This window comes from Campylobacter sp. RM19072, from assembly GCF_024723485.1.
Classification (GTDB): Bacteria; Campylobacterota; Campylobacteria; order Campylobacterales; family Campylobacteraceae; genus Campylobacter; species Campylobacter porcelli.
Genome location: NZ_JANQCU010000011.1, coordinates 1 through 22,533 on the forward strand (window position 1 = coordinate 1; position 22,533 = coordinate 22,533).

Sequence of the window (22,533 nt, forward strand, 5' to 3'; positions counted from 1 at the left end):
ATCCATAGCCCTAACTAAAAACTCTTTATCAGATAATATTAGGCTTTGGATTATCTCATCAACTCTAACCCCATTACTTTGCTTTATCTGCTCTAAAGCATCAATTAGCTCAGAGAGATTTTGGGCTTTAGCTACTAGCTCTAGCTTTATCTGTTGGGTTTCTGATTTGATTTGCTCAGTTTGAGATTTTATCTGCTGGGTTTGAGTTTTTATCTGCTCAGTCTGAGTTTTAATTTGCTCAGTTTGAGTTTTGATAGTATTAGTCTCAGTTTTTATCTGCTGGGTTTGAGATTTGATTTGCTCAGCCCCTGTTTTGATTTGATTAGTAGCTGTTTTTATAGCATTAGTTTGTTCTATTGCTTCATCTTTAATAGCTAAAGTTTGTGTTTTAATGTTCTCAAAAGCCTCTTTAGCCTCTTCAAAACTTTGCTCTAAATACTCTTTATTTACAGCATCTTTAGCGTCCTTAGGTGCTGCTAGATAGGTTAGCCTAGAGCCACCTGTATCCACAAGCTTCTCTAGACCAGTATCTACCAACCTAAGCACCTTAGAAGTCTCTAAGATACTAGTAGAATTAAATACTTCACTACTCATAAATTACCTCCTTTCATTTATGTTATTAAAATAGGTTTGACCCCACAGGATTTTCTCTCTCTTTTATTTGCATTTCAATGGCTGGTATTCTATGTTTTTGAGGTTTAGAGCTATCGCCCTTTAATAGGTTAATTTTCTCTTCACGACCCTCTTTATACTCAGCAAACATATCAGGGTTATTTTGCACATACACTCTCTTAGCCTTGCTATAGAACCTATTTACAACCTTAACTATTTCATCTTTTCTTAGTTCAATAGGTAAGGCTTGATATTTAGGGTCGCTTATAAGCTGTTGTAGTGCATCTTTTATCCCCATCTCTCCAGCTATCTTTCTTATAGCGTTTTCTTGGCTAGGTTTTAGGTCTAATGTAACACCATTTAAACTAAAGGTATCACTAACCCCCTTACCATTGTAGCCTACATTTATAAGCTCTAAATATACAGGGTCTTGTGTAAAATTAGAGTATCTAATACCAGCAACCTTACTATGCTGAGCTATAGGCTCACCAAGTACTGATAACCTAGGCTCTAAAGTAGCAGGGGCTATAATTGCTTGTAGCTGATTACCTACTGCCTCGAACAAACCTGCTACTCCATCGGCATCAGGTCTTAACTCTCTTACATAGTCAGTCTCACCAAGTACCTCCCTAAGCATTGAGCTAAAAGGCACTATAGAAGCAGTAACAGATTTAGATATTGTCTGCGTTAGAGTTTTCTCATTTACTGCATCAGCAGTCATAGCTTCTACTAACCCTGATAGAGCTGTCATATAAGACTTGCTAATGACTGTATTAGAAAGAGCTATCATAACAGCGGCAAAAGCATTTCTCTTATCCTCTTCTTCTGCTTCATTGTAATGCAAGGCTTGTCCTAAGTTTGCCACAACACCTATTAAAATACCCACAGGGTCAAATCTAGCATAGCTACACCAAGTATCACCTATCTTTATAGAGTTCTCAGGTGGCATACCTGCAGCACCCCTTAACTCCTTAGGGATACTACCTATTAACCTTCCTTCTTCCATAAGCTCCCAAGTTTGCCACATCATAAACGAACCTAGAGCAACTTTATTTAAAGCAGTCCATCTCCTTACTCCACCTGCTGCTATATCAGCTTGAAACTCTCTACTTAAGATAGCTAAAGGTGTCATACGCCCTGCACCTTTAACTAAGTTTAAAGGAGTATTTACAAAAGGTATGGTATATTTCATAACAACACCTAATGGGTTGTTTAGATGCTTTATATCTGTAATAGACATAGCTACTTTATCTAGTCCAGCACCCACACCACCTAGTATCCATTTAGGGTAGTTATCTTTAACATCTTTAGCTATTATCCTAGCGTTATCTAAAAAATACCTATCAGTCTCACCCCATTTTTTTAAAGATGGATTAGGGCTAAGGTCTGTTATAGTTACACCATCTTTATTTAAAGGTGTTGTAAAGGTCATAGACCTAGCTGTCCCTATAGCTAAGCTATGGATTGATTTGATATCTTTTACTAGCTTATCTTCTGCTTCAGTTAAATTCTGCTTATCTAGACCTAGTTTAGTTATAAATCTTTGAGATATATCCTTACCTTGCACAGGAACATTTGTTGGGTCAAAAACTATATCTTCAAGAGCCTGTAGCTTCTGCTCTTTAGAAGCATTAGCATACAAAGGGCTTTCATTGATATAGTTAATACCAAGCCTATATATTTCACTCTTATATACTATGGCTTTCATAGCTTCATCAGTAGATTGTAAAAATCTAAGTGGAAGTGTCATAAAATCCATTAGATATCCAGCAGTCCAAGCTACAGGGTGCTGTTTCCAGTCTCTAGTAGCCCAGTATTCTCTACCTACTTTAGAGTAGTGGCTAGGTGTTAATTTAGATGTTGAGTGTTCAACCTTGATATTAATATCTATATAACTCTCATTATCTTTAAATGAACGCCAAAAATAACCCATATTATCTTCAGGGATACCCTTATGATATCTAAAGGCATCTGCTATACCTGCTGCTAATCCTTTATAAGCTGCTTGTATCTGTGATAGCTCATTTATATCTCTTTTAGATAGAGCCCTACCAAATATAGCCATATGTTGTGTAGCTATATGCATAGCTATGTTTAGAACACTTGAGCCAATGTTTATAAGGTGTGTAGGATATCCTGATAAGATACTACCCAAAAAACCTGCATACACACTATTAAAAGTGGTAAATCTGATAACTCCTGCTTCATTAAGACCATCTTTGATATTACCTTCTTCAATCTTTTTAGAGAAAGATTTTAAAGCATTTAAGATATCATCGTGCCCACCAGCTCTTCCCATTAGATTTTTTAACTCATACTCAGTGAGTGATTTTATATCAACTTCACTAGCACCTACTTTTATCTTATGGGCGTTTAAGGCTCTACCTACATTTGCACTAAGCCCCCTTAGGGCTAATCTCATAGAATATACCTGACCTAGCTTAGCATATAGCTCTAGAAGCTCAGGGATATCTTCTTTACCTTGAGCTGCCTTAGCTAGATAATCATCTATCTCTAATTTAAGAGTATTAGAGAATTGATAGACTACCCTTCTTACTGCTAGAACTCTCATAGCTAGCTGCTGGGTAGCTTCAGCTTCTTTATATATAAATCTTGTAGCTACGCCTAGCTCACTTTCTGTAAGCTTACTTACAACTTTGCCTAGGTTATCCTTGATATGTGCATTAGCCTTATCCTTAGTGGTTTTATGCTTATTAGGTCTCATAACCCGAGGGTCGGGGGTTCAAGTCCCTCTCTCGCAACCAATAATCATAAAATCAAATTCTTAGCCATCTAAATTTATTCTTATACAATTATTAATTTTTATTTTACGGATTTAAGCATATTTTCAATCACGCCAAGCGACATTTTCATATCTTTAGTTATATACCTTTGAGTAGTGGCAATATTAGTATGCCCTAAACAGTAACTAACTAATTCAACAGATGATCCTAAATGATTTATAGAATAAGTTGCTATTAAGTGCCTTATATCGTGTAATCTAAGCTTAGGTAGATTATTGGTTTTTAACAATCTATGCCAAGATTTACGCAAATCAACATATTTATTATTAGTAGCTGGATTGACAAAAACATAATTATCTAGAGAATATGAGCCAGATTTCACAAGCGATACATATCTTTTATAAAGTCTATGATATAAACCATCGCTCATCAAATATATCATAGTTCTTTTAGCTTTATTGATTTGAAAAGGTATAGAATAAGTCTTATTTTTAAAATTTATATCAGACCACTTCAAAGATAATACTTCGTTTTTTCTCCTACCGTGCAATAAAAAATAAAATATATCGCTAGTTGGAGAATCGTTATTAATGATAGCCCTTATGATATTCTTTTGCGTTTTTACAGAGTAGTTAAAGTAAATTTTATTATCAAATCTAGGTAATTCTACAAAATCACAAGGGTTTTTTGTTATCAACTCTAGCTTAATAGCAAATTTAAAAACTACCTTTAATTTGGTTAGTATGTTTTTAACTGTTTTTATTTTATATCCAGATCTTATCAAGTTATTACAAAAACTCTGAATATCTAAAAAGACAATCTCATTAATATAATTAAGACCCAAACCTTGCTTAATGTGCTTATTATATGTGGCTATATCGCTTTTTAAGGTAGATGGACGCAGTAAGAATTCATAGTATATCAAATACTTCTCAAAAACTTCATTTAAAATCATAGTAAATCACTCCATCGCAATCAACGCCAAAATTTTCAAACACGGTATTTAAATCATTTGGGCTATTTTTACCGCAGAATATACCCATTTTTCTTTTTATAAGCTCGTTTTCTACATATGCAAGGTGCTGCAAATTGCAAGTATTGCTATCAAGGCTGCGATAATAGCTTAGCAAGGTATAATCTTTCATATTTGTAATTATAGGCTTACTCTCAAACAAAATTTTGCTGGATTTATCTTTTATAGTCGGCTTTTCATATACACGATAAATTCTATCTATATCTTGGGGTTTTTCTTTATGGTAGTAGTGAATAATATTATCGCTTATAGAGTGCTTTATAACTCCATCAACGCAAGATATAGTCTCGCCACTATGGATATTTTGAAGCAAAAAATAAGTTTCATCAAAATTCCACTCGCAGTGCCATTCAGACATTGATTTTATACTGCATAAATTATAAAAATCCTTATAAAAAAAGTTGATTTTTCTATATATCCATAGCGGAATTTGGTGCTTAGAGCTGATAAAACGGCGAACCTTATATTTAACATACCAAGCGGTATTATAGTCTAGATTGTCACGCTCATTAAAATTTATAAAAGTCTTATTGATATACTTTAGAATATAGCCAGTAGGATTGCTTAAAGTCCATTGAAAGCCATTAATTTCGCCCTTGGCTATCTGCTCTTTTGTTAAATAATTTTGCCTTAAATTTTGCGGAGCATAAAATATATCTTTAAAAGCCTTGAGTATGTATTCATGCGCATATTGCGGATAACTAATTAAAGCGTGAATATGCGGAACGCCATCTTTTTTGTGCGGCTCAAAAGAGCGGATATAATACTTAGTAAAATTCTTATATTTGCGGTGTATGCGAACTATAAATAAATTCCACTGGTAATTAAGCAAATTTATCAAATCCTTAATATTTATATCATTAGGACAATTTTTCATCTTATATTTAAACTCTTCACTTAGTAAATCCCTATCTTTAGCCTTAAACCTACTAAAATCACCCATAAGGGCATCTCTAAAGCAACCATTAAGCGTAATTGTCAAAAAGCTAGACTGCAAACCTTGGTTAAATGAAAAATCATTAATTGTATTTACACGATTATTTAACTCAGCATAATACCTACTAGAAAAATTAGCAGAATAAGAACAATCAAGCAAAGTTTTGACTTCGCCACTCTCATCATCTACTTTATAAATTTGAGATTTGAGCCATAATCTTTGGCTTTGTAGCTTGGCGTTCGCGCGCTCCAAATCAGCTTCGCTAATTCCAAAGCTTAAAGGTAAGACTTTTTTATTAATTTGACAAGCCGCCGCTTTATTCGCGCCGCGCTCGTTACTCGCGCTGCGCTCATAGTCGGCGTTAGCGGCGGCAGTCATTAAAAAATTTGACCTTAGCATTTTGAATCACTCGCTTAAAACACTTCAATAGATATAGAGATAATAGAGTTGCTAACTTCAACTTTTTGGGTAGAAAATAGATACTTTAAGAGCCATATATCTTTTAAGATTGGGATACCGGTTCTATTTGTATTTTCTATTTGCTCGTTAATTCCGCTAAGAACTAAAATATCTCCCTTTTTTAGCTTATAATTAGACTTTAACTCCTTTTTAGTCGTAGTAGGCGTTAAATTATCCGTATTAATCAAATTCTCATATACAAAATATATATCCGTATATACAAATTCATCAATAATTCTAGGCTTTAAGGTAAGCTTTAAACCGACATCTTTATATTCAAAATTCTCTTGAGTAGAGCTTTGTGAGTCTTGAACTTGCCTAATAGAAGTGCGAAAAGGGATATTTCTAACATTGGAAAAATAAACGGAAGTATTATTCTTAGCCACCAAAAAAGGGCTAGATTTTATCTTGGTAATAGCATTAGAATCTAAAAATTTTAACACGCCATAAAAATTAGAGCTTTGATTACTAACATTAGTATTGGCAGTATAAGGAACAGTCAGCAAATTAAAAAAATACCTAAAATCTACACTATCGACACCTTTAAGCAATGAATTTATCTCAGTTCCCCTAGAACGTAACTCATCTAAATTGGTCTCTAAAATGGTAATCTTAAAATTTACTTGCTCGAAGTCCTTTTCATCTAACATAGACACTGCTGATAATATCTCGCTATACTCCTTATCAGTAGCCTTAAAAGCAACGGCATTATCTTGGCTAATATAAGTAGCATTTCTATCATACATATTGATTATGCTATTTACTTCATCAAAACTATTATTCTGAAGTTTGATATAGAACAAATTTGAAAGCTCTTGATTGTTGCTAGCAGTTAGATTCCCATCTACCCTATCAACATAATAAAAGTCATCAAATTTTAAAAGCCTAAAGCCCGATACTTCTATCATCTTTTTAAAAACTGGCAAATCAATTTCAGAATTTGAATAAGGCGAGAAAAAATAAAAGTCCTTGGCTTTTATATCACCGCTAATCAAAATTTCTATCTTTGAATTTGTAGAAGCTATATTGGCAAAATCAAGCAAACTATTCTTAATTATTGCGGCTTGAGAGAGTTGGCAAAAAACTGCTAGAACCACTGGCAAACGAAGGGTTTTTAAAATCATCGGTTAGTCCTTTAGAATTTTTATTTGTATTAAATGCAATATTTAATACTTTAAAAACATCATCTTTAATGATAATGTTAGTTTCAACGCTATTTTTAGATTTACTAGAATCAATCTTATACAAAATTTCAGTTTTACTTAAAAGATAGCTTAAGAGCCTTACATCAAACAAGTCATCACTATTATCAAATTTACAATCAAACCCAACACAAGTATATTTATAATAAAAACCTAAAGTATCATCTATTTTATCGCTAGGCAAATTTTGTCTAATATTAGAGCTTACTTTGGTTCTATTGCTATCAGTAAATTTTTGACTTGGTTTGCTAGTATCATCTGGTGGAGTAACAAAAGATTTAAGCATATAGAATAGAAAAAATGAAAAAATAAGTAAAAAGCACGAAATATAAAAAATTTTCTCAAATAACTACTTCTTATATTATCATCACCGCTATGATATAAATTAAAAACTTCTTAAATGAAATCAATGTGAAATCTACGAATTAAATCTTTTTCATATAACCTATAACTGGTATATTGGAAGTATCTAAATTTCTTGCTAAAAAATCTTTTTGAGCTATCGATAGCTCTATAGAAAAATTCTGCGATTCTTTTATACTCATTATCAACTAAAGATAAATCTTGGGTAATTAAATATAGCTCGTGGTGTAAGTGCCTATGATATGTAAGCCACCATATCAATATCTCATCTTTACTAACAAAAAAATTATGAATTTCATCTATAACAAATATAACATTAAAAAAATCAAAAGATTTCGCAGTCTCTATCAGCTCAGAATCTGGAGCATTAAGCTTATACATATTATATAAAAGACTTAGCTTCTCTTTTAAAGGCTCAAGCTCTAATTTGCGTATCTTATCACTAGAATCAAAATTAAACTCATTAATATTGGTATATCCAAAATCATACTGCTTTTGCTCTTTTTGCTTAGCAAAGCGAGAGAAAAAATTTGTCTTTTTAATGCGTATAAATTTATCATATAGTATATAAACGCCATAATAGGTTTTACCGCTACCTGGATTGCCAACTATATAATGAATTGCCATTATTTTTTCCCAACACCAGTTTTTATAAGCAGATCATAAAGATATTTGATTTGATTAAATACTAAATTTTTAGCTTTAAAAATTAAAACAATAGTCAAAAATACAAGCAATAAATAAAACAAAGGGCTTACTATATTATAGGCATCAACAAAGGCTTTCCAAACACCGCTAGCCGACATAACCGATAAGAAAAATTGCAAATTTTTATCAGAGCTACGAATCATATCAAGCATATTCTCATTAACAATATTTACTAAATTAAATAGTCCTAAAAGCAAATTTAAAAATTCTATAAATACATATGTAAAAACATATGTAGCAAAACCTATGATAATAGGGTATAAAATAGTAAGTAAAACAACTTTTTTGCCAAAGAAACCAGCTATAAATTCAACAACGGAAGTAAATATAAATCCTATAAAACTTATCAAAGCTTGAATAGCTGCAACCATTTAAATCTCCTAGAATGTAGCCAGTAGCATTATTAATATTTTTATGAAAAATATCACGCTAAGCGATAAAATAGACAAAAAGATTATTGAATAAACCAAGCCATTTACGGAATACAAAGGCGAACATAAATCGATTGAAAAATTAATCGGATAAGGATTACTATATGAAAAATCCAAAGGACAAGTAGTAACAGTAGTAGCAGAGATACTACCAAAAGGCTTAAGTGAATCTTTGGCGGAATTAACGCTATTTTCCAAATTTGCTAACATTTCATCTAAAGAGTTACCAAGATCAAAAAAGCTATCAAATACATCATCAAATAAGCCACCTAAACCACCAAGAGCGCCTTCAACGGCTTCTTTATCCGTATTGCCTATACCTTCACCTTCTGAATCTCCGCCTTGATCTGCTCCATTGCCATCAGTGCCATCAGTGCCAACGCCACCAGAACCGCTACCGCCACCTGGATTATTACCGCTAGTAGAGTTAGATTCGCTTGAGCCATTACCGCCACCAGTCGTTTCATCATCATTATCGCCAATATTTGAACCGCTCGAACTTCCGCCACTAGAACCCCCACCGCTTGAAGTTTCGCTATCTCCTTGATTTGTTGTAGAGCCATTCTTCCCATTATCAGTAGAACCACCGATAGAATTATCAGTGTTATCATCTTTATTATCGAATTCTGGAGCTTTTTGAAATAAATCATCTGGCAATTGAATCATATTGATATAATTATCACAAAAATACATTATAGAACTAGAGCCAGGAGCATATGGATCAGCACCGGTAATAGTATAATTTGAGTCTTTAAATTCACAATAGGCTTTTGCGATATCATAATTGCTAGTAGCACCAGTGACAACTAAACATTTACCATCATTGAATTGAAATTTAAATTCTGAATCGCTAACATCGTAATCGGTGCAATCTTCAAAACATAAGCCAGTATCAGGATTAAATTTGCTACCCACGGGGCAAGTGTGACGATAAGAGTTATTTAGAGTAAATTTATACTGAACGCTAGTAAAAAAATTATCCATTCCATCAAAAAGTCCACTATTATTAATAGATTCTTCGGTTTGATAAGGATAAAAATAAGCAAAATAATATCCTTGATAAAGTGAATTAGAGTGTTCCTCGATATAAAAAAGCCGATCAGATACTTTCATAACTAAATCATAGCTGCGTTTAAAACTTTCTTGCATTTCATCTATATACTCTTGAGGACAATCTGAACCACATTCACCTTCCATATAAAATATATACCAAGGATCACGAAAATTATTTGAACCATACAAAACATAAAAAGCGCCATCATTTTTAGGAGCTCCATCATAATCATAATTAACGGATTTAGCCATAGAATATGTAGAAAAATCGCTAAGATCGAGCATTATAAATTCATGACCATTTGGATTATAAAAACAAGGCGAATTTTTAGAATTCAATACATCATAACAATTAGAATTTACTTTAAAATCTATAACCGAATTTTCATAAATATAATCACCATAATCAGTAACAAATAATCTTTTTTTACTACTCAATATATCATTAGGGTTATATGTATCATCTTTTACCGGATTGAAAGTATCGCTAGTTATAACATTATAAGAATAAGAGTATAAATTTGTAAGTAGCAACAATAATAAATATATATATCTCATCGTAACGACTTATTAGCTATTAATACAAATGCGAGTAAAAACGGAACGGCAGTAATTGTAAAATAGAAAAATATAGAAAAGAAATAATCAAATGAAGCAGAGCCAGTAATTGTTAAAATATCCATATTAAGCCCTTAAATTAGAGATAACAAACAAAGTAATCAAGAAAATTGAAAAACCGCACAATATGCCAGTAAAACCCATTAGAAAATTATAATCATCGAAAGATAAGCCAGTGATATGCCCAGTCATCATTTTTATTCCTTATCAAATATTTTAAAAACATATAGAAGTGATTTAACAGCAAACAAAGCAACAAGAACGACACCAAAAAAGAGCTTTCAAATAAAATCAAATTTTGAATATCTATATCCATAAAGCCACCAAGACAATTTTTGACAGCGCTCGAAAAAGACAACTTAGCCCAGCCAACTCTATTATTCGCGCTGCACCACAAAAAATGCGGAGCGTTCTTAAAATTTCAAGAAAAATAAACGCATTTTTTGTGGCTTAAGAAAATAAACCCATTAAAGGGTTTAGAAATTAAAAACCAAAAATTCTGAAAACTTTTTTTAGTCCCCAGATTGTAGCAATTGCAGATAAAACAATAGCAAAAGCGCCATAGACTATACTTAAATCAATACTACCGCTAATAGCACCAGTACTTGAATCGACTGTAACCGCAGCGTTAGCAAGTGAAGCCATAGACATTAAGCCAAAAGCACCGATAGAAGCTTTAGTAAGCAATCCTTTTTTCATCTCAATCCCTTTCTAAAAATTACGAGATAGTAAATCTCAATCAAGCCCTAAATTTTAGTTAGGGCTTTTTTCAAATTTACTTCTTAATCGCAACCTTATCTAAATTATCCATATCAACGCCTTTAATCTCAAATACATTTACTTCATAAGTGCCATCAGTCTTGCGAACTGGTATATCACCGCTTATAAATATAGGCTGAGAGCTAATCAAAGTAGATTGAATCAAATTTGCCAATTTACCAGCTTTAAGATCTGAATCGCAAGCTATCTTAAAAGCCAATTGTCTATCATAGGAGTTGGCAAACATTGTCTTATCGTTTTCAGTGTTGCTTTGATAAATATTAGTAGAAAAAATACGAACGCTAGCTGAGTAATTAATTAGCTCACCATCATCATTTTTATCTGACCTGAGCCAGAAGCCTTAACGAAGCCTTTGGTAACTTCGTAACTGATACGAAATTGTTCTTGTAAAATCACGGTAAATCCTTTAAAATTTTAATATCATCGGTAATAATTACACCCTAGAGATCTACCGATAAAAAAACTAGGGCGGAGTAAGTTTATAGAGATTTCAGCTCCAGCGTATTATCGTAACGCCAAACGCAAGTTACAAAAAAGGCGACTTACTCTCATTTCTCTTATTCTGACTGCGCCTTAAAATTTTGATTGGTTTGTAAAAATTTCATATTTATGATAGAATTTAACAAATATGAAATATATTCAAATATCACAATGAAATTATTTCATAAATAAGCTTAATTTAAAATAAAATAATGAAAAGTTTTCATATAATGGTAAATAAAACAGAATTAGCAAAAGAGCTACAAATAGAGATTAGAACATTGTATAACTGGGAAAAAAATAGACCAGCATTATATAAATTTTTAATAAAAAATTTTCAAAAAGAAAATGAAAGTAATTCAAAAATCAAAGAATTAAATGAATATTTTTCAAGATTAAGCGACAAAGAACAAGAATTTTATATATCCGATATCAAAACAAGACTACTAAAAAAGGAAATAGAGTAAATGTTTACACATATTATATGTTTCTGTCTTGGAAGTATATTAACGAGCGGATATTTTTATGTAGGGATAAAAAAGCTAAAAAAACAAAAAGAGCAAGAAAAAATAGAAAAAGAAAAATATATAAAAGAATTAAAACAAGCAAATATAGACAAAGGTGCTAAATATGAATTTCAAATAGGAAGACATTTTAAAGGATTGGGATACAAAATATATATGAAAGGAATGGAAGAAGGAAAAAAAGATATGGGAATAGACATAATAGGGTATAAAGATAAAGAAGTGTTATTAATACAATGCAAAAACTCAATATATCCAATAAAGCAAGATATAGTAAGAAAATTTATAGGAGATTGCCATATGTATGAAAAAGAAAACAATAGGTATTTAAATAATAAAATTATAAAAAGAGCGATAGTTTCTAATTCAAATATGGATAAAGGATGTGAGTTATATTTTAAACAGCATAAAGTGGAGTGTAATTTTTTACAAATTAAAGAAAATTAATTACAACTAAGTTTGTAATCAAGTGCATTTAAAATTTTAAATATGCTTTCAAATCTAGGTTTAGAATTAGGTTTAAACATATTGTAAAAACTTTCTTTATTTAAATTTGCTTTTTTTGCTATATTTTCTACACCTTCGGCTTTGGAAATATAAAATATAGCTCTTTTAAGTTCTTCTATATCGCCATCTGCTAAAACTTGATTTAAATACTCTTTTCTCATTTCTGAATTATTTAAAAAATCAATAGGGTCAAATTCTCTTAACTCTAACATTTTAATTCCTTTAATAAATTTTTAGCTTTTTGTATATCTCTATCTTGACTTGATTTATCACCACCACAAAGAAATATAACTAAAACACCATTTTGAATAGTATAATACAATCTTATCCCACCTGAAACAAAAATCCTAAGCTCATATAAATCAATATCTATACTTTTAAAATCGCCCAAATAATCATTATTTTTTATCTTGTCAAATCTACGCAATATAGCAGCTTTGACTTTATAATCTGATAAAGAAAGATACCATTTTTCAAACTGCTTAGTATATTTTATTTCCATAGTAAAAGTATATAAAAATGCAGCTTAATAGCTAATTATATAAGCTCAAAAAACTCATAACCCGAGGGTCGGGGGTTCAAGTCCCTCTCTCGCAACCATCAAGTTACTCTAAAGATATCTTACCAATCCCTAAAAACTCGTTAAAGTCTTTTAAATCAATGTTTATATCGCTATCTTTTGCTCACTTTCGTAGATTGATTGTAAAAATCTCATTTTTATTCCTTTGTTTTGAAAAATTTTTTAAATTTAACAATACAACATAAAATGCTAGTTTTACTAAAATTCCTACTTTAAAATAGGCGGTTTTTAGTGAGATAAAATTATATTAAAAAACTAAGGATAGAGTTCAAAAATTCTTTAAAAATCAAAAGAGGTAAAAATGATAATTTTAAACAGAGTTTTTAGTGGTGGCTATCTAAATGATAATCTAGGACATGAAGTTATAAATTTTTTTAAAGCTGACAATGGTGAGCATTATATTTACATAACACCTTATGGAAAAATAAATATTAAAGCAAAAAATGCTGCTGCTGTTCTTATGGTGCGTAGTGTTGGACAAGGGCATATGGAAATTTTGGGATATGCCAGCGATTTGGAATGTTTGATTAGCGATGAGTTTATGAAAGGGTCTAGAAATAAGCTTATGGATGAAGAACAAGACAAACAAATAAAACTCATTAAAGAAGAAAAAATAAAATATGGTGGAAAAGCATTAAATGAGTTATTTAACGAACAAAAAAATACCGTCTATGTAACTTTTAAGGTTGGTTCTTTTAAAAAGCCAAAACAAAAAATTTATATTGTAAATGAAAACGAAGTTAGCGATAATAAATGTTATGTTAATTTTAGAGCAAAACAATCGTTAATTGAGTATTTAGATGAAGAAAAACTTAAGGACTCAAAACTACAAGAGTTTTTAGATAAAAAAGAATTTTGGGATGAAAAACCTTGCCAAAGTGTTGATGAAATAATGAAAAATAATGAAGATATAAAAGATGTAAATTTTTTTGAAGTGATAGGCAAAGAGTATGATGAATTAGCATTTTCAAATATTATAAGTTATGTTCTTAATGAAGATAGAGAATTATTGGCTAAATTTTGCCTTGAATTCGCAAAATTTCAAATGGATAGTAAAATGGCTGTAATAACAAGAGAAACCGATGAAAATATAGATATTTATATAAAAGATGATAAACATGCTATTGTTATAGAAAATAAAATCAAATCTGGAGTAAATGGCAAAAAATATGATGAAAAAATGAATGAAGAAATAGAAAACCAGCTTGATAAGTATCGTGATTTTGCCAAGATTAAAGATAAAGGTGCTGAAGCTAGAGAAGTAAAATGTATTTTACTTGTGCCAGATCACCACGATATTTTAAGAAATGATAACGCCAAAAAAGAAGTGGCTAATAAAGAATACGAAATTATTACCTATAAAAAACTTTTTAAGTTTTTTAGTGAATATAAATCAGAAATCAGGTTCTATGATGAGTTTTTAAGAGCTTTGGAATTCCATAGCACAGATTATCAAAATAGAGCCTATGAAATAGCAATGAGAAGACTTCAAAATATAATAAAAAATAATTAAAAGAATAAACATAATTTGCGTATATTCACGGCTATGACTCAAATAAAATATGCAGAAGTGGCAAGGTGTTAAGTGAGCTTTTAGGCACAAAGGGACAAGTGCTAACTCTGGGATGGCAATGCTATCTAAAATCCATTTCTATACTAAACCCTAGCTTAGCTTAACCTTTTAAGCCATTTCTACACAATCTTATTAATACTATTTACTACTCTTATTTCTTTTTAGGCTACTTAAGCGATTTTATAGGCGTTCTATGGCTTCTATGAGCCTATTTCTTATTTTGTTGTATTCGTGCCAAGCTTCCCAAGCTTCTTCTCTTAGTGCGTAGTAGTTCTCTACCTTGCCCTCAAAATACTCAAAATCTTTAATAGCGTAAGCAAAGAGGGAGCTAGAGCGCTTTAGTTTATCTACCACACTCTTAGCTGCTTTTGCTTGCTTGTTTTCTTTAGGTATTATTAGTCTCATTTTTTTATGTGATAGTTTTTGCAATTCTAGAATAAGTAAATTAAATATTAATAAAAATTAATTTTTAATTTAACTTGTTTAGCTGCATTTATTATCATAAATTTTTACCACCTTAAGTAAATTTAAAGGGATAAGAAGGCAAAATCTTGCGCTAAAATAAATATAATGTTAGCTATAAATCTTTAAGATTGCTTAAATTATTTGGATTATAATTAAGGAGTAAAAATGAATATCCTAATCACCGGTGGAGCTGGTTATATAGGCTCACATGTTTTAAAGGCACTTTTACATAAAAATAGCGATAAAATCACCGTAATTGATAATTTTTATAGTGGATCAAGAGAGGCTTTAATAGCGCTTGAGAGTGTGGGGAAATTTGAGTTTATCAAGTGTGATTTAGCCGATACTGCGTTATTAGAAGAGATTTTTTCTACGCATAAATTTGATGCGATTATACATTTTGCGGCTTATATCGAGGTATTTGAGAGTATGCAAAATCCGCTAAAATATTATCTAAACAATACCGCAAATACCGCAAATCTCATTAATTTAGCAATTAAATTTGGGATTAAAAAGTTTATATTTAGCTCCACAGCCGCTACATATGGTGAGCCTAAAAATGGCATAGTGTGCGAAAATAGCCCACAAAATCCTATAAATCCATATGGCAATAGCAAGCTTATGAGCGAGCAAATTTTAAAAGATGCAGCCGCAGCAAATAGCAGTTTTAAATATGGAATTTTAAGATATTTTAATGTCGCAGGCGCTTCAAGCGACTCTTTAATTGGCCAAAACTATCCAAACGCCACCCATCTAATAAAAGTAGCCACGCAAACAATAACTGGAAAAAGAACCAATATGAGTATCTTTGGCAGGGATTATGATACTAAAGATGGGACTTGTATAAGGGATTATATCCATATTGAGGATTTAGCAGATGCGCATTTAGCGGTGCTTGATTATCTTGATAGCAGTGATAGTGATATATTTAATGTTGGGTATGGGCATGGATTTAGCGTGCTTGAAGTGATTGATATGGCTAAAAAGGTAAGCAAGGTAGATTTTGAGGTTATGGACGCACCAAGACGCCTAGGCGATCCGGCTGTGTTGATCGCTGATTCATCAAAATTAAGAAGTCTTACCTCTTGGAAACCTAAAAAAGATAGCCTAGAGACCATCATCGCTTCAGCCCTTGCTTGGGAGAGAAAAATAGTGTAAATATATAAAAATATATGATATTAACTTAAATTTGAGTATAATTTTGGTTTTAATTTGATTTAAAAGGAAAAATATGCCAATTATAAATATTAAACTAGCTGACCCTATGCCAAGTCGCCAAAAATTAGATGAAATCGCAGTCAAAATCACTGATATTATGGTAAATGATCTAGGTAAAAAGCCTGAGCGTGTGGTTATAAATTTTGATGAGATTAGAAGTGATGCGACATATTTTGGTGCTAAATCTGTCCAAGCTATGAAAGAGGGCAAATGATGGAGAGTAAAAATCCAAATTTCACTCAAGAGGATTTAGAGCGTAAAGTTACCTTAACAGCTGGAGATATAGCACCTGATTTCTCCTTAGAAAATAGTGATGGAGTAAGCATTAGCTTAAGAGATTTTGCGGGTAAAAATGTGGTTTTATACTTCTATCCAAAGGATAATACTCCAGGTTGTACGACTGAGGCTTGTGAATTTAGTCAAAATTATGATGATTTTATCGCTAATGATTGCGTGATTGTAGGCATTAGCCCAGATAGCGTTAAATCTCACGCCGGATTTATAAATAAGCAAAATTTAAAGCATATTTTGCTTAGCGATCCAGATAAAGAGGTAGCTAAAGCTTATGGTGTTTGGCAAGTTAGAAAAAATTATGGAAAAGAGTATTTAGGGATTGTCCGCACGACATTTGTCATAGATAAAGATGGAAAAATCCTAAAAGTCTATAAGAGCGTAAAAGCAGCTGGCCACGCCGCTAAGGTGCTAGCAGATCTTGTAAAGTAGGCGAATTTGCTAGTTCATATATGCTGTAGTGTTGATAGCCACTATTTCATTGGCGAGCTTAAAAAGCTATATCCAAATGAGCGTATTATAGGGTATTTTTACGACCCAAATATCCACCCTTATAGTGAATTTTTGCTAAGATTTCAAGATGTCAAAAGAAGTTGTAAGAAGCTTGGTGTAGAGGTTATTTGCGGTGAGTATGAGTATGAAGAGTGGCTAAAGGGAACTAAGGGGCTTGAAGATGAGCCTGAAAAGGGCAAAAGATGTGCGTATTGCTTTGAATTTCGTGTAGGAAATAGTGCTAAAGAGGCCGTAAAATTAGGGTGTAAAAAGATCACTACAACCTTGCTAATGAGCCCTAAAAAAGATTTTACCCAGTTAGAAGATGCCTTAAATAATGCTATAAAAGGGACGAATTTAGAAGCTGTTGCTGTGGATTTAAGAAAAAATGGTGGCACTCAAAAGCAGTTTGAACTAGCAAAAAATGATAAATTATATCACCAAAATTATTGCGGTTGTATATATGGGCTTATTAAGCAACGCCATAATGAAGAGGTGATAGATGAGCTTTGTGAGCCACTTGGAGGGCAGATTTGGCCAGGTTCCATAGGCTATAGATTAAAGCTATATAAAAAGGTAAGAAAGCTTGAGAGATCAAAGATTAAATTTAGCTTAATTAGAGAGAAAATTCTAAATTATAGATTGAGATTTGCTCGTGTAAAGATGGATAATATCGCTATACCTAGCTATTTTTTATTTTACTCACATTTTAGGCTTTTAAGCTCTAAATTTATCATTGAAAAGCAAGGAGATTTTATCAATACAAATAAAGATGATATTAAGCTTATAAGCCTATCTAAATTTAATAAACTTGGCAAATTTAAATATAAAAATACCCTAGAATTAATCTATAATCCACCAAAATTAAAGCAAGAGCTAAAGGTGCGTCAAAAGATTACTAAATCTAATCTAAGCCCTATAATTGTAGTCGATGAGATTAAAAAGGCTAAATACATAGTAGAAGCAAATAGCCAAATCTTTCCAGCAAGCGTAGAGGTGGTAGAAAAAATTTAATATCTATCTGAATTTAGATAAAATTATTGATATTTTTTAAAAATTCAACTAATATTTTGCTAATTTTAGATACAATCTAGCACTTTGTATTCAGAAGGTATTTTATGATAGATGTAGTTGAAATTCAAAAGATATTACCGCACAGATACCCATTTTTGCTTATTGATAGAGTTGTTGAGCTAGAGCCTGGCAAACATATCAAAGGGTATAAGAATGTTACAATTGCCGAGCAGGTTTTTCAAGGTCATTTTCCAGGTCATCCTATATATCCAGGCGTTATGATTATTGAAGGAATGGCTCAAGCTGGCGGAATTTTAGCTTTTAAAAGCTTGGGCGAAGAGGAGCAAATTAGCGTAGAGAATAAGGTAGTCTATTTTATGAGTATTGATGGGGCGAAATTTAGATCTCCTGTTCGCCCGGGCGATAGATTAGAGTATAGATTAGAGGTTTTAAAGCGCAAGGGAAATATCTGGGCTTTGAGTGCTAAGGCCTATGTAGATGAGAAATTAGTGGCTGAAGCTGAGCTAAAAGCGATGATTGTAGATAAATAATTAAGAGCAAAATATGCAAATTCATAACACAGCAGTTGTAGAAGATGGTGCTATTTTAGGTGATGGATGTGTTATTGAGCCATATGCTTTCATAAGCTCAAAGAGCGTTTTGGGTGATAATGTTATAATCAAGCAAGGTGCTAGGATTATCGGAGATACGCATATTGGTAGCGGTAGTAAAATTTATAGCTACGCAATTGTGGGCGATATCCCTCAAGATATTAGCTACTCTATAGAGGATGCTGGTGGAGTTCGAGTAGGAGAAAATGTTACCATCAGGGAGTTTGCTACCATAAATTCAGGCACCAAAAAGGGCGATGGATACACTAATATCGGTAGTAATAATTTTATAATGGCATATACCCATATAGCTCATGATTGCCTCTTGGGTGATGGGATTATTTTAGCCAATGGCGTGACGCTAGCAGGGCATGTGGTGATCGATGATTATGCTGTGATTGGCGGTCTTACGCCTGTGCATCAGTTTGTCCATATTGGTGAGAGCTGTATGATAGCTGGGGCATCAGCGCTTAGTCAAGATGTGGTGCCATTTTGCTTAGCTGAAGGAAATAGGGCTTATATAAGAAGTTTAAATTTAGTTGGAATTCGCAGAAGATTTGATAAAGAGATAGTAGAACAGATCAATAAAGCTTATAAATTTCTATTTAGAAGTGGTGGCGGATTAAAAGATAGAGCATTAGAGCTTTTGGATCAAAATCCTACTTTAGAGGCTAGGAAGATGTGCGAATTTATCATAAATACAAAAAGAGGAATACCGCTTGATAAGGGGAGAGATTAATGGCTAGAAAGTGTAGTTTTTGCGGTGAGAGCGAAGCAAATGATAGAAAACTTTTAGCTAATGAGAGTGATAGTTCATTTATATGTGAATTCTGTGTTGATGCAGCATATAGTGCAGTTCATGGCGATGAAACAGGGCAAAATACTCATAAGGCTATAGATTATAAAGATATAACTCCAAAGATTTTAAAATCTGTTTTAGATGATTATGTAATAGGTCAAGAAAGAGCTAAAAAGGTCTTTAGCGTGGGTGTTTATAATCATTATAAAAGAATATTTAAGCAACATAGCATTGAAGATGATACTGAAATTTCAAAATCAAATATCTTGCTAATTGGCCCTACAGGGAGTGGTAAAACGCTAATGGCTCAAACTTTGGCTAGATTTTTAGATGTTCCAATAGCTATTTGCGATGCTACAAGCTTAACTGAGGCTGGATATGTAGGTGAAGATGTAGAAAATATCCTTACAAAATTATTAAATGCAGCCGGTGGCGATGTGAAAAGAGCTGAGCAGGGGATTGTATTTGTCGATGAGATAGATAAGATTGCTAGAATGGGTGAGAATAGATCAATTACTCGTGATGTAAGCGGTGAGGGCGTCCAGCAAGCACTATTAAAGATAATAGAAGGTAGCGTGGTAAATATCCCACCAAAAGGCGGTAGAAAGCACCCAAATCAAGATTTTATTCAGATTGATACTACAAATATTTTATTTGTTTGCGGTGGGGCTTTTGATGGGCTTAAGGATATTATTGAGCGTAGGCTTGGTAAGAATGTTTTAGGATTTAATCAAGAGAAGCGTGGTAAAAGCCAGAAGTCAAATTTGCTAAGCCTTGTAGAGCCTGATGATTTGGTGCATTTTGGGCTAATTCCTGAGCTAATTGGCAGATTGCACGCTATTACAACCCTAAATGAGATTACAATTGATGATATGGTAAATATCTTAACCCAGCCTAAAAACGCTCTTTTAAAGCAGTATGAAAAGCTCTTTGCCATTGATGGAGCAAGGCTTAAATTTGAAGATGAGGCTATTAAAGAGGTGGCAAATCAAGCCATTAAGCGTAAAACTGGAGCTAGAGGTTTAAGGAGTATAATGGAAGATGTGATGATAGATATTATGTATGATCTTCCAGAGTTAAATGGCTATGATGTGATAATATCAAAAAATGTGATTGATGGTGATGCAAAGCCACTATTAATGAAAGCAAAGTAAAGGAGATATATGATTTTAGACCAATTAGTAGGGCTATTTTCTAGCGATATGGGAATAGACTTAGGCACTGCAAATACATTGGTATTGGTAAAAGATAAAGGCATTGTGATAAATGAGCCAAGTGTTGTAGCTGTCCAAAGAGAGAAATATGGTAAGCAAAAGATACTAGCAGTTGGACATGATGCTAAAGAGATGGTGGGTAAAACTCCAGGGGATATAGAGGCGATTAGACCTATGAGAGATGGGGTTATTGCTGATTTTGATATGACTGAGAAGATGATTAGGCATTTTATCGAAAAAACCCATAGAAGAAAGACATTTTTACGCCCTAGAATCATTATCTCTGTCCCATATGGCTTAACTCAAGTCGAGAGAAAAGCCGTTAGGGAGAGTGCGCTTTCAGCTGGGGCTAGAGAGGTCTTTTTGATAGAAGAGCCTATGGCTGCAGCCATTGGGGCGAATTTGCCAATCCGTGAGCCTCAAGGTAGTTTGGTAGTGGATATTGGTGGTGGCACAACTGAGATTGGCGTGGTATCTTTGGGTGGTTTGGTTATATCTAAAAGCATTAGAACGGCTGGAGATAAGCTTGATGCTAGCATTATGAACTATGTAAAAGAGAAGTATAACTTGCTAATTGGCGAGAGAAATGGCGAGGATATTAAGATCAAGATTGGCTCAGCCATTCAGCTACCTAAAGAGCTATCTATGGTAGTAAAAGGTAGGGATCAAGTAAGCGGACTATTAAGCCGTATAGAGCTTACTAGCGAGGATATTAGAGAGGCGATGAGAGAGCCTTTAAAAGAGATTGCCGATGCTTTAAAAACCGTTTTAGAAAATATGCCACCAGATCTAGCTGGAGATATAGTAGAGCGTGGTGTGGTGCTTACTGGTGGTGGAGCGCTGATTAGAGGGCTAGATAAGTATTTGGCTGATATTGTAAAACTACCAGTTTATGTAGCTGATGAGCCACTTCTTGCAGTGGCTAGAGGAACTGGTAAGGCCTTAGAAGAGATAGGTTTATTACAGCAATTAATAAATGAATAAAATTAAATTTATCTTAATAATTATTTGCTTGGGTTTTACATCATTTTATCTAAGCGATTATGCTAGAAGTATAGTGATAAATAGCACAAATTTTATATTATCACTATATCAAGATACAAGGGATTTTATAGTTAATAGTATTGATGAGCATTTTAACCAAGCAGATGAGATAAGAGCGCTTAGAGAGCAAAATGCTGAGCTGGAGTACTCAGCTACCTTGCTTTCGGCGTTTGCTTATAAGCTTGATACACTATTGAGCGAGCAAAATTCAACTAGATTTAACCCAGATATTAGGCTTGTTAGGGCGCTTTCGTATATGAATATTGGGGATCATGATAAAATTTGGATTGATTTTGATGAATTTGATGAGAATAAAATTTATGGTCTAATCTCTCAAGGTAAAACAGCAGGTATAGTAGTAAATAAAGATGGAAATCCACTAGCCTTACTTCAAACTGACCCCAAATCGACATTTTCTGTAAGTATCGGAGAGCAGCGTATAGCAGGTATCGCTACTGGAAATGGCAAGAATATCACGGTTAAATTTATAGCCCAATGGCTCAATCCAAAAGTAGGCGATGAGGTCTATACTAGCGGACTTGATGGGATATTTTTTGGTGGAGTGCCAGTAGGTAGAATTATTAAAGTCTATGAAGAGGAGTTATATAAGAGTGCAGTTGTAGAGACTATGCTAAAAATCCAAGTTCCAAGCTACCTATATGTGGTTACAAATCAATAATACTCAAATTTCATTCAAATTTCTATAAATCAACAATTTACAACAGAATTTTATCCCTTTTTTATGCTGTTTTTTATCTATTATTCAATATAATTACACTTA

The 22,533-nt window shown here is 32.8% G+C and carries 26 protein-coding genes; 12 read left to right on the plus strand and 14 right to left on the minus strand.

Annotated features, from left to right (window positions below; genetic code table 11):
* From CSUIS19072_RS06160 to CSUIS19072_RS06210, 11 genes are all read right to left on the minus strand, one after another.
* A partial coding sequence (locus CSUIS19072_RS06160; protein ID WP_337212133.1) for a hypothetical protein occupies positions 1–594 on the minus strand: 594 nt, incomplete at its 3' end.
* 25 nt (positions 595–619) lie between these two features.
* Positions 620–3,337 (minus strand): hypothetical protein, encoded by a 2,718-nt coding sequence (locus tag CSUIS19072_RS06165; RefSeq protein ID WP_086293671.1) that lies wholly within the window; start codon positions 3,335–3,337, stop codon positions 620–622.
* Positions 3,338–3,435: 98 nt separating this feature from the next.
* Complete coding sequence (locus tag CSUIS19072_RS06170; protein ID WP_086237015.1) at positions 3,436–4,311, minus strand: tyrosine-type recombinase/integrase; 876 nt, start codon at positions 4,309–4,311, stop codon at positions 3,436–3,438.
* Entirely contained in the window at positions 4,298–5,704 is a 1,407-nt protein-coding gene (locus tag CSUIS19072_RS06175) for a replication endonuclease (protein WP_086293669.1), read from the minus strand. Before CSUIS19072_RS06175 ends, CSUIS19072_RS06170 begins: the two co-directional genes overlap by 14 nt.
* A gap of 35 nt (positions 5,705–5,739) precedes the next feature.
* Complete coding sequence (locus tag CSUIS19072_RS06180; protein ID WP_086237013.1) at positions 5,740–6,909, minus strand: type II secretion system protein GspD; 1,170 nt, start codon at positions 6,907–6,909, stop codon at positions 5,740–5,742.
* Positions 6,836–7,273, minus strand: a complete 438-nt coding sequence (locus CSUIS19072_RS06185) for a hypothetical protein (protein ID WP_086237012.1) — start codon at positions 7,271–7,273, stop codon at positions 6,836–6,838. The genes CSUIS19072_RS06180 and CSUIS19072_RS06185 overlap by 74 nt, the downstream gene beginning before the upstream one ends.
* Before the next feature lie 110 nt (positions 7,274–7,383).
* The gene (locus CSUIS19072_RS06190) at positions 7,384–7,977 is read right to left on the minus strand and encodes a zonular occludens toxin domain-containing protein (RefSeq protein ID WP_086237011.1); all 594 of its coding nucleotides are present in this window, start codon (positions 7,975–7,977) and stop codon (positions 7,384–7,386) included.
* Positions 7,977–8,429, minus strand: a complete 453-nt coding sequence (locus tag CSUIS19072_RS06195; protein WP_086293667.1) for a hypothetical protein — start codon at positions 8,427–8,429, stop codon at positions 7,977–7,979. The genes CSUIS19072_RS06190 and CSUIS19072_RS06195 overlap by 1 nt, the downstream gene beginning before the upstream one ends.
* A gap of 9 nt (positions 8,430–8,438) precedes the next feature.
* Complete coding sequence (locus CSUIS19072_RS06200) at positions 8,439–10,100, minus strand: hypothetical protein (protein ID WP_086293665.1); 1,662 nt, start codon at positions 10,098–10,100, stop codon at positions 8,439–8,441.
* A 543-nt stretch (positions 10,101–10,643) separates the two neighbouring features.
* Entirely contained in the window at positions 10,644–10,859 is a 216-nt protein-coding gene (locus tag CSUIS19072_RS06205; protein WP_086293663.1) for a hypothetical protein, read from the minus strand.
* Positions 10,860–10,935: 76 nt separating this feature from the next.
* A complete protein-coding gene (locus tag CSUIS19072_RS06210; RefSeq protein ID WP_086237007.1) occupies positions 10,936–11,166 on the minus strand; it encodes a hypothetical protein in 231 nt (76 codons plus the stop codon).
* 484 nt (positions 11,167–11,650) lie between these two features.
* Here CSUIS19072_RS06210 and CSUIS19072_RS06215 point away from each other — a divergent pair, with 484 nt between their 5' ends.
* Together CSUIS19072_RS06215 and CSUIS19072_RS06220 are read left to right on the plus strand one after the other, a co-directional pair.
* Positions 11,651–11,887 carry a cobalt chelatase gene (locus tag CSUIS19072_RS06215; protein ID WP_086237006.1) on the plus strand — a complete coding sequence of 79 codons (237 nt, stop codon included), beginning with the start codon at positions 11,651–11,653 and terminating at the stop codon, positions 11,885–11,887.
* Positions 11,888–12,391: a restriction endonuclease gene (locus CSUIS19072_RS06220; protein WP_086237005.1), complete on the plus strand. Its 504-nt coding sequence runs from the start codon at positions 11,888–11,890 to the stop codon at positions 12,389–12,391.
* On the opposite strand, the gene CSUIS19072_RS06225 is transcribed toward CSUIS19072_RS06220, so the two are convergent.
* Together CSUIS19072_RS06225 and CSUIS19072_RS06230 are read right to left on the minus strand one after the other, a co-directional pair.
* The gene (locus CSUIS19072_RS06225; protein WP_086237004.1) at positions 12,388–12,663 is read right to left on the minus strand and encodes an addiction module antidote protein; all 276 of its coding nucleotides are present in this window, start codon (positions 12,661–12,663) and stop codon (positions 12,388–12,390) included. The genes CSUIS19072_RS06220 and CSUIS19072_RS06225 overlap by 4 nt on opposite strands.
* A complete protein-coding gene (locus tag CSUIS19072_RS06230) occupies positions 12,657–12,953 on the minus strand; it encodes a type II toxin-antitoxin system RelE/ParE family toxin (protein WP_086237003.1) in 297 nt (98 codons plus the stop codon). Before CSUIS19072_RS06230 ends, CSUIS19072_RS06225 begins: the two co-directional genes overlap by 7 nt.
* A 379-nt stretch (positions 12,954–13,332) precedes the next feature.
* Here CSUIS19072_RS06230 and CSUIS19072_RS06235 point away from each other — a divergent pair, with 379 nt between their 5' ends.
* Positions 13,333–14,544, plus strand: a complete 1,212-nt coding sequence (locus tag CSUIS19072_RS06235) for a PD-(D/E)XK nuclease family protein (RefSeq protein ID WP_086293661.1) — start codon at positions 13,333–13,335, stop codon at positions 14,542–14,544.
* Between the two features lie 240 nt (positions 14,545–14,784).
* Here CSUIS19072_RS06235 and CSUIS19072_RS06240 read toward each other — a convergent pair whose 3' ends face one another.
* Positions 14,785–15,009, minus strand: a complete 225-nt coding sequence (locus tag CSUIS19072_RS06240; protein ID WP_086293659.1) for a hypothetical protein — start codon at positions 15,007–15,009, stop codon at positions 14,785–14,787.
* 225 nt (positions 15,010–15,234) lie between these two features.
* On the opposite strand from CSUIS19072_RS06240, the gene galE reads away from it, so the two are divergent.
* From galE to mreC, 9 genes are all read left to right on the plus strand, one after another.
* Positions 15,235–16,227: a UDP-glucose 4-epimerase GalE gene (gene galE / locus CSUIS19072_RS06245; RefSeq protein ID WP_086293657.1), complete on the plus strand. Its 993-nt coding sequence runs from the start codon at positions 15,235–15,237 to the stop codon at positions 16,225–16,227.
* Positions 16,228–16,300: 73 nt separating this feature from the next.
* Entirely contained in the window at positions 16,301–16,501 is a 201-nt protein-coding gene (locus tag CSUIS19072_RS06250; protein ID WP_086236999.1) for a tautomerase family protein, read from the plus strand.
* On the plus strand, positions 16,501–17,010 hold the full coding sequence (gene bcp / locus CSUIS19072_RS06255) for a thioredoxin-dependent thiol peroxidase (protein ID WP_086237272.1): 510 nt from the start codon (positions 16,501–16,503) through the stop codon (positions 17,008–17,010). Before CSUIS19072_RS06250 ends, bcp begins: the two co-directional genes overlap by 1 nt.
* Before the next feature lie 6 nt (positions 17,011–17,016).
* Positions 17,017–18,084 carry an epoxyqueuosine reductase QueH gene (locus CSUIS19072_RS06260; protein WP_086236998.1) on the plus strand — a complete coding sequence of 356 codons (1,068 nt, stop codon included), beginning with the start codon at positions 17,017–17,019 and terminating at the stop codon, positions 18,082–18,084.
* 104 nt (positions 18,085–18,188) lie between these two features.
* A complete protein-coding gene (gene fabZ / locus CSUIS19072_RS06265; protein ID WP_086236997.1) occupies positions 18,189–18,635 on the plus strand; it encodes a 3-hydroxyacyl-ACP dehydratase FabZ in 447 nt (148 codons plus the stop codon).
* A gap of 13 nt (positions 18,636–18,648) precedes the next feature.
* Positions 18,649–19,434 carry an acyl-ACP--UDP-N-acetylglucosamine O-acyltransferase gene (gene lpxA / locus CSUIS19072_RS06270; protein ID WP_086236996.1) on the plus strand — a complete coding sequence of 262 codons (786 nt, stop codon included), beginning with the start codon at positions 18,649–18,651 and terminating at the stop codon, positions 19,432–19,434.
* Positions 19,434–20,648 carry an ATP-dependent Clp protease ATP-binding subunit ClpX gene (gene clpX / locus CSUIS19072_RS06275; RefSeq protein WP_086236995.1) on the plus strand — a complete coding sequence of 405 codons (1,215 nt, stop codon included), beginning with the start codon at positions 19,434–19,436 and terminating at the stop codon, positions 20,646–20,648. Before lpxA ends, clpX begins: the two co-directional genes overlap by 1 nt.
* Before the next feature lie 9 nt (positions 20,649–20,657).
* The gene (locus tag CSUIS19072_RS06280; protein WP_086236994.1) at positions 20,658–21,692 is read left to right on the plus strand and encodes a rod shape-determining protein; all 1,035 of its coding nucleotides are present in this window, start codon (positions 20,658–20,660) and stop codon (positions 21,690–21,692) included.
* Positions 21,685–22,431 (plus strand): rod shape-determining protein MreC, encoded by a 747-nt coding sequence (gene mreC / locus CSUIS19072_RS06285; RefSeq protein WP_086293655.1) that lies wholly within the window; start codon positions 21,685–21,687, stop codon positions 22,429–22,431. The genes CSUIS19072_RS06280 and mreC overlap by 8 nt, the downstream gene beginning before the upstream one ends.
* The last annotated feature ends 102 nt before the right edge of the window (positions 22,432–22,533 follow it).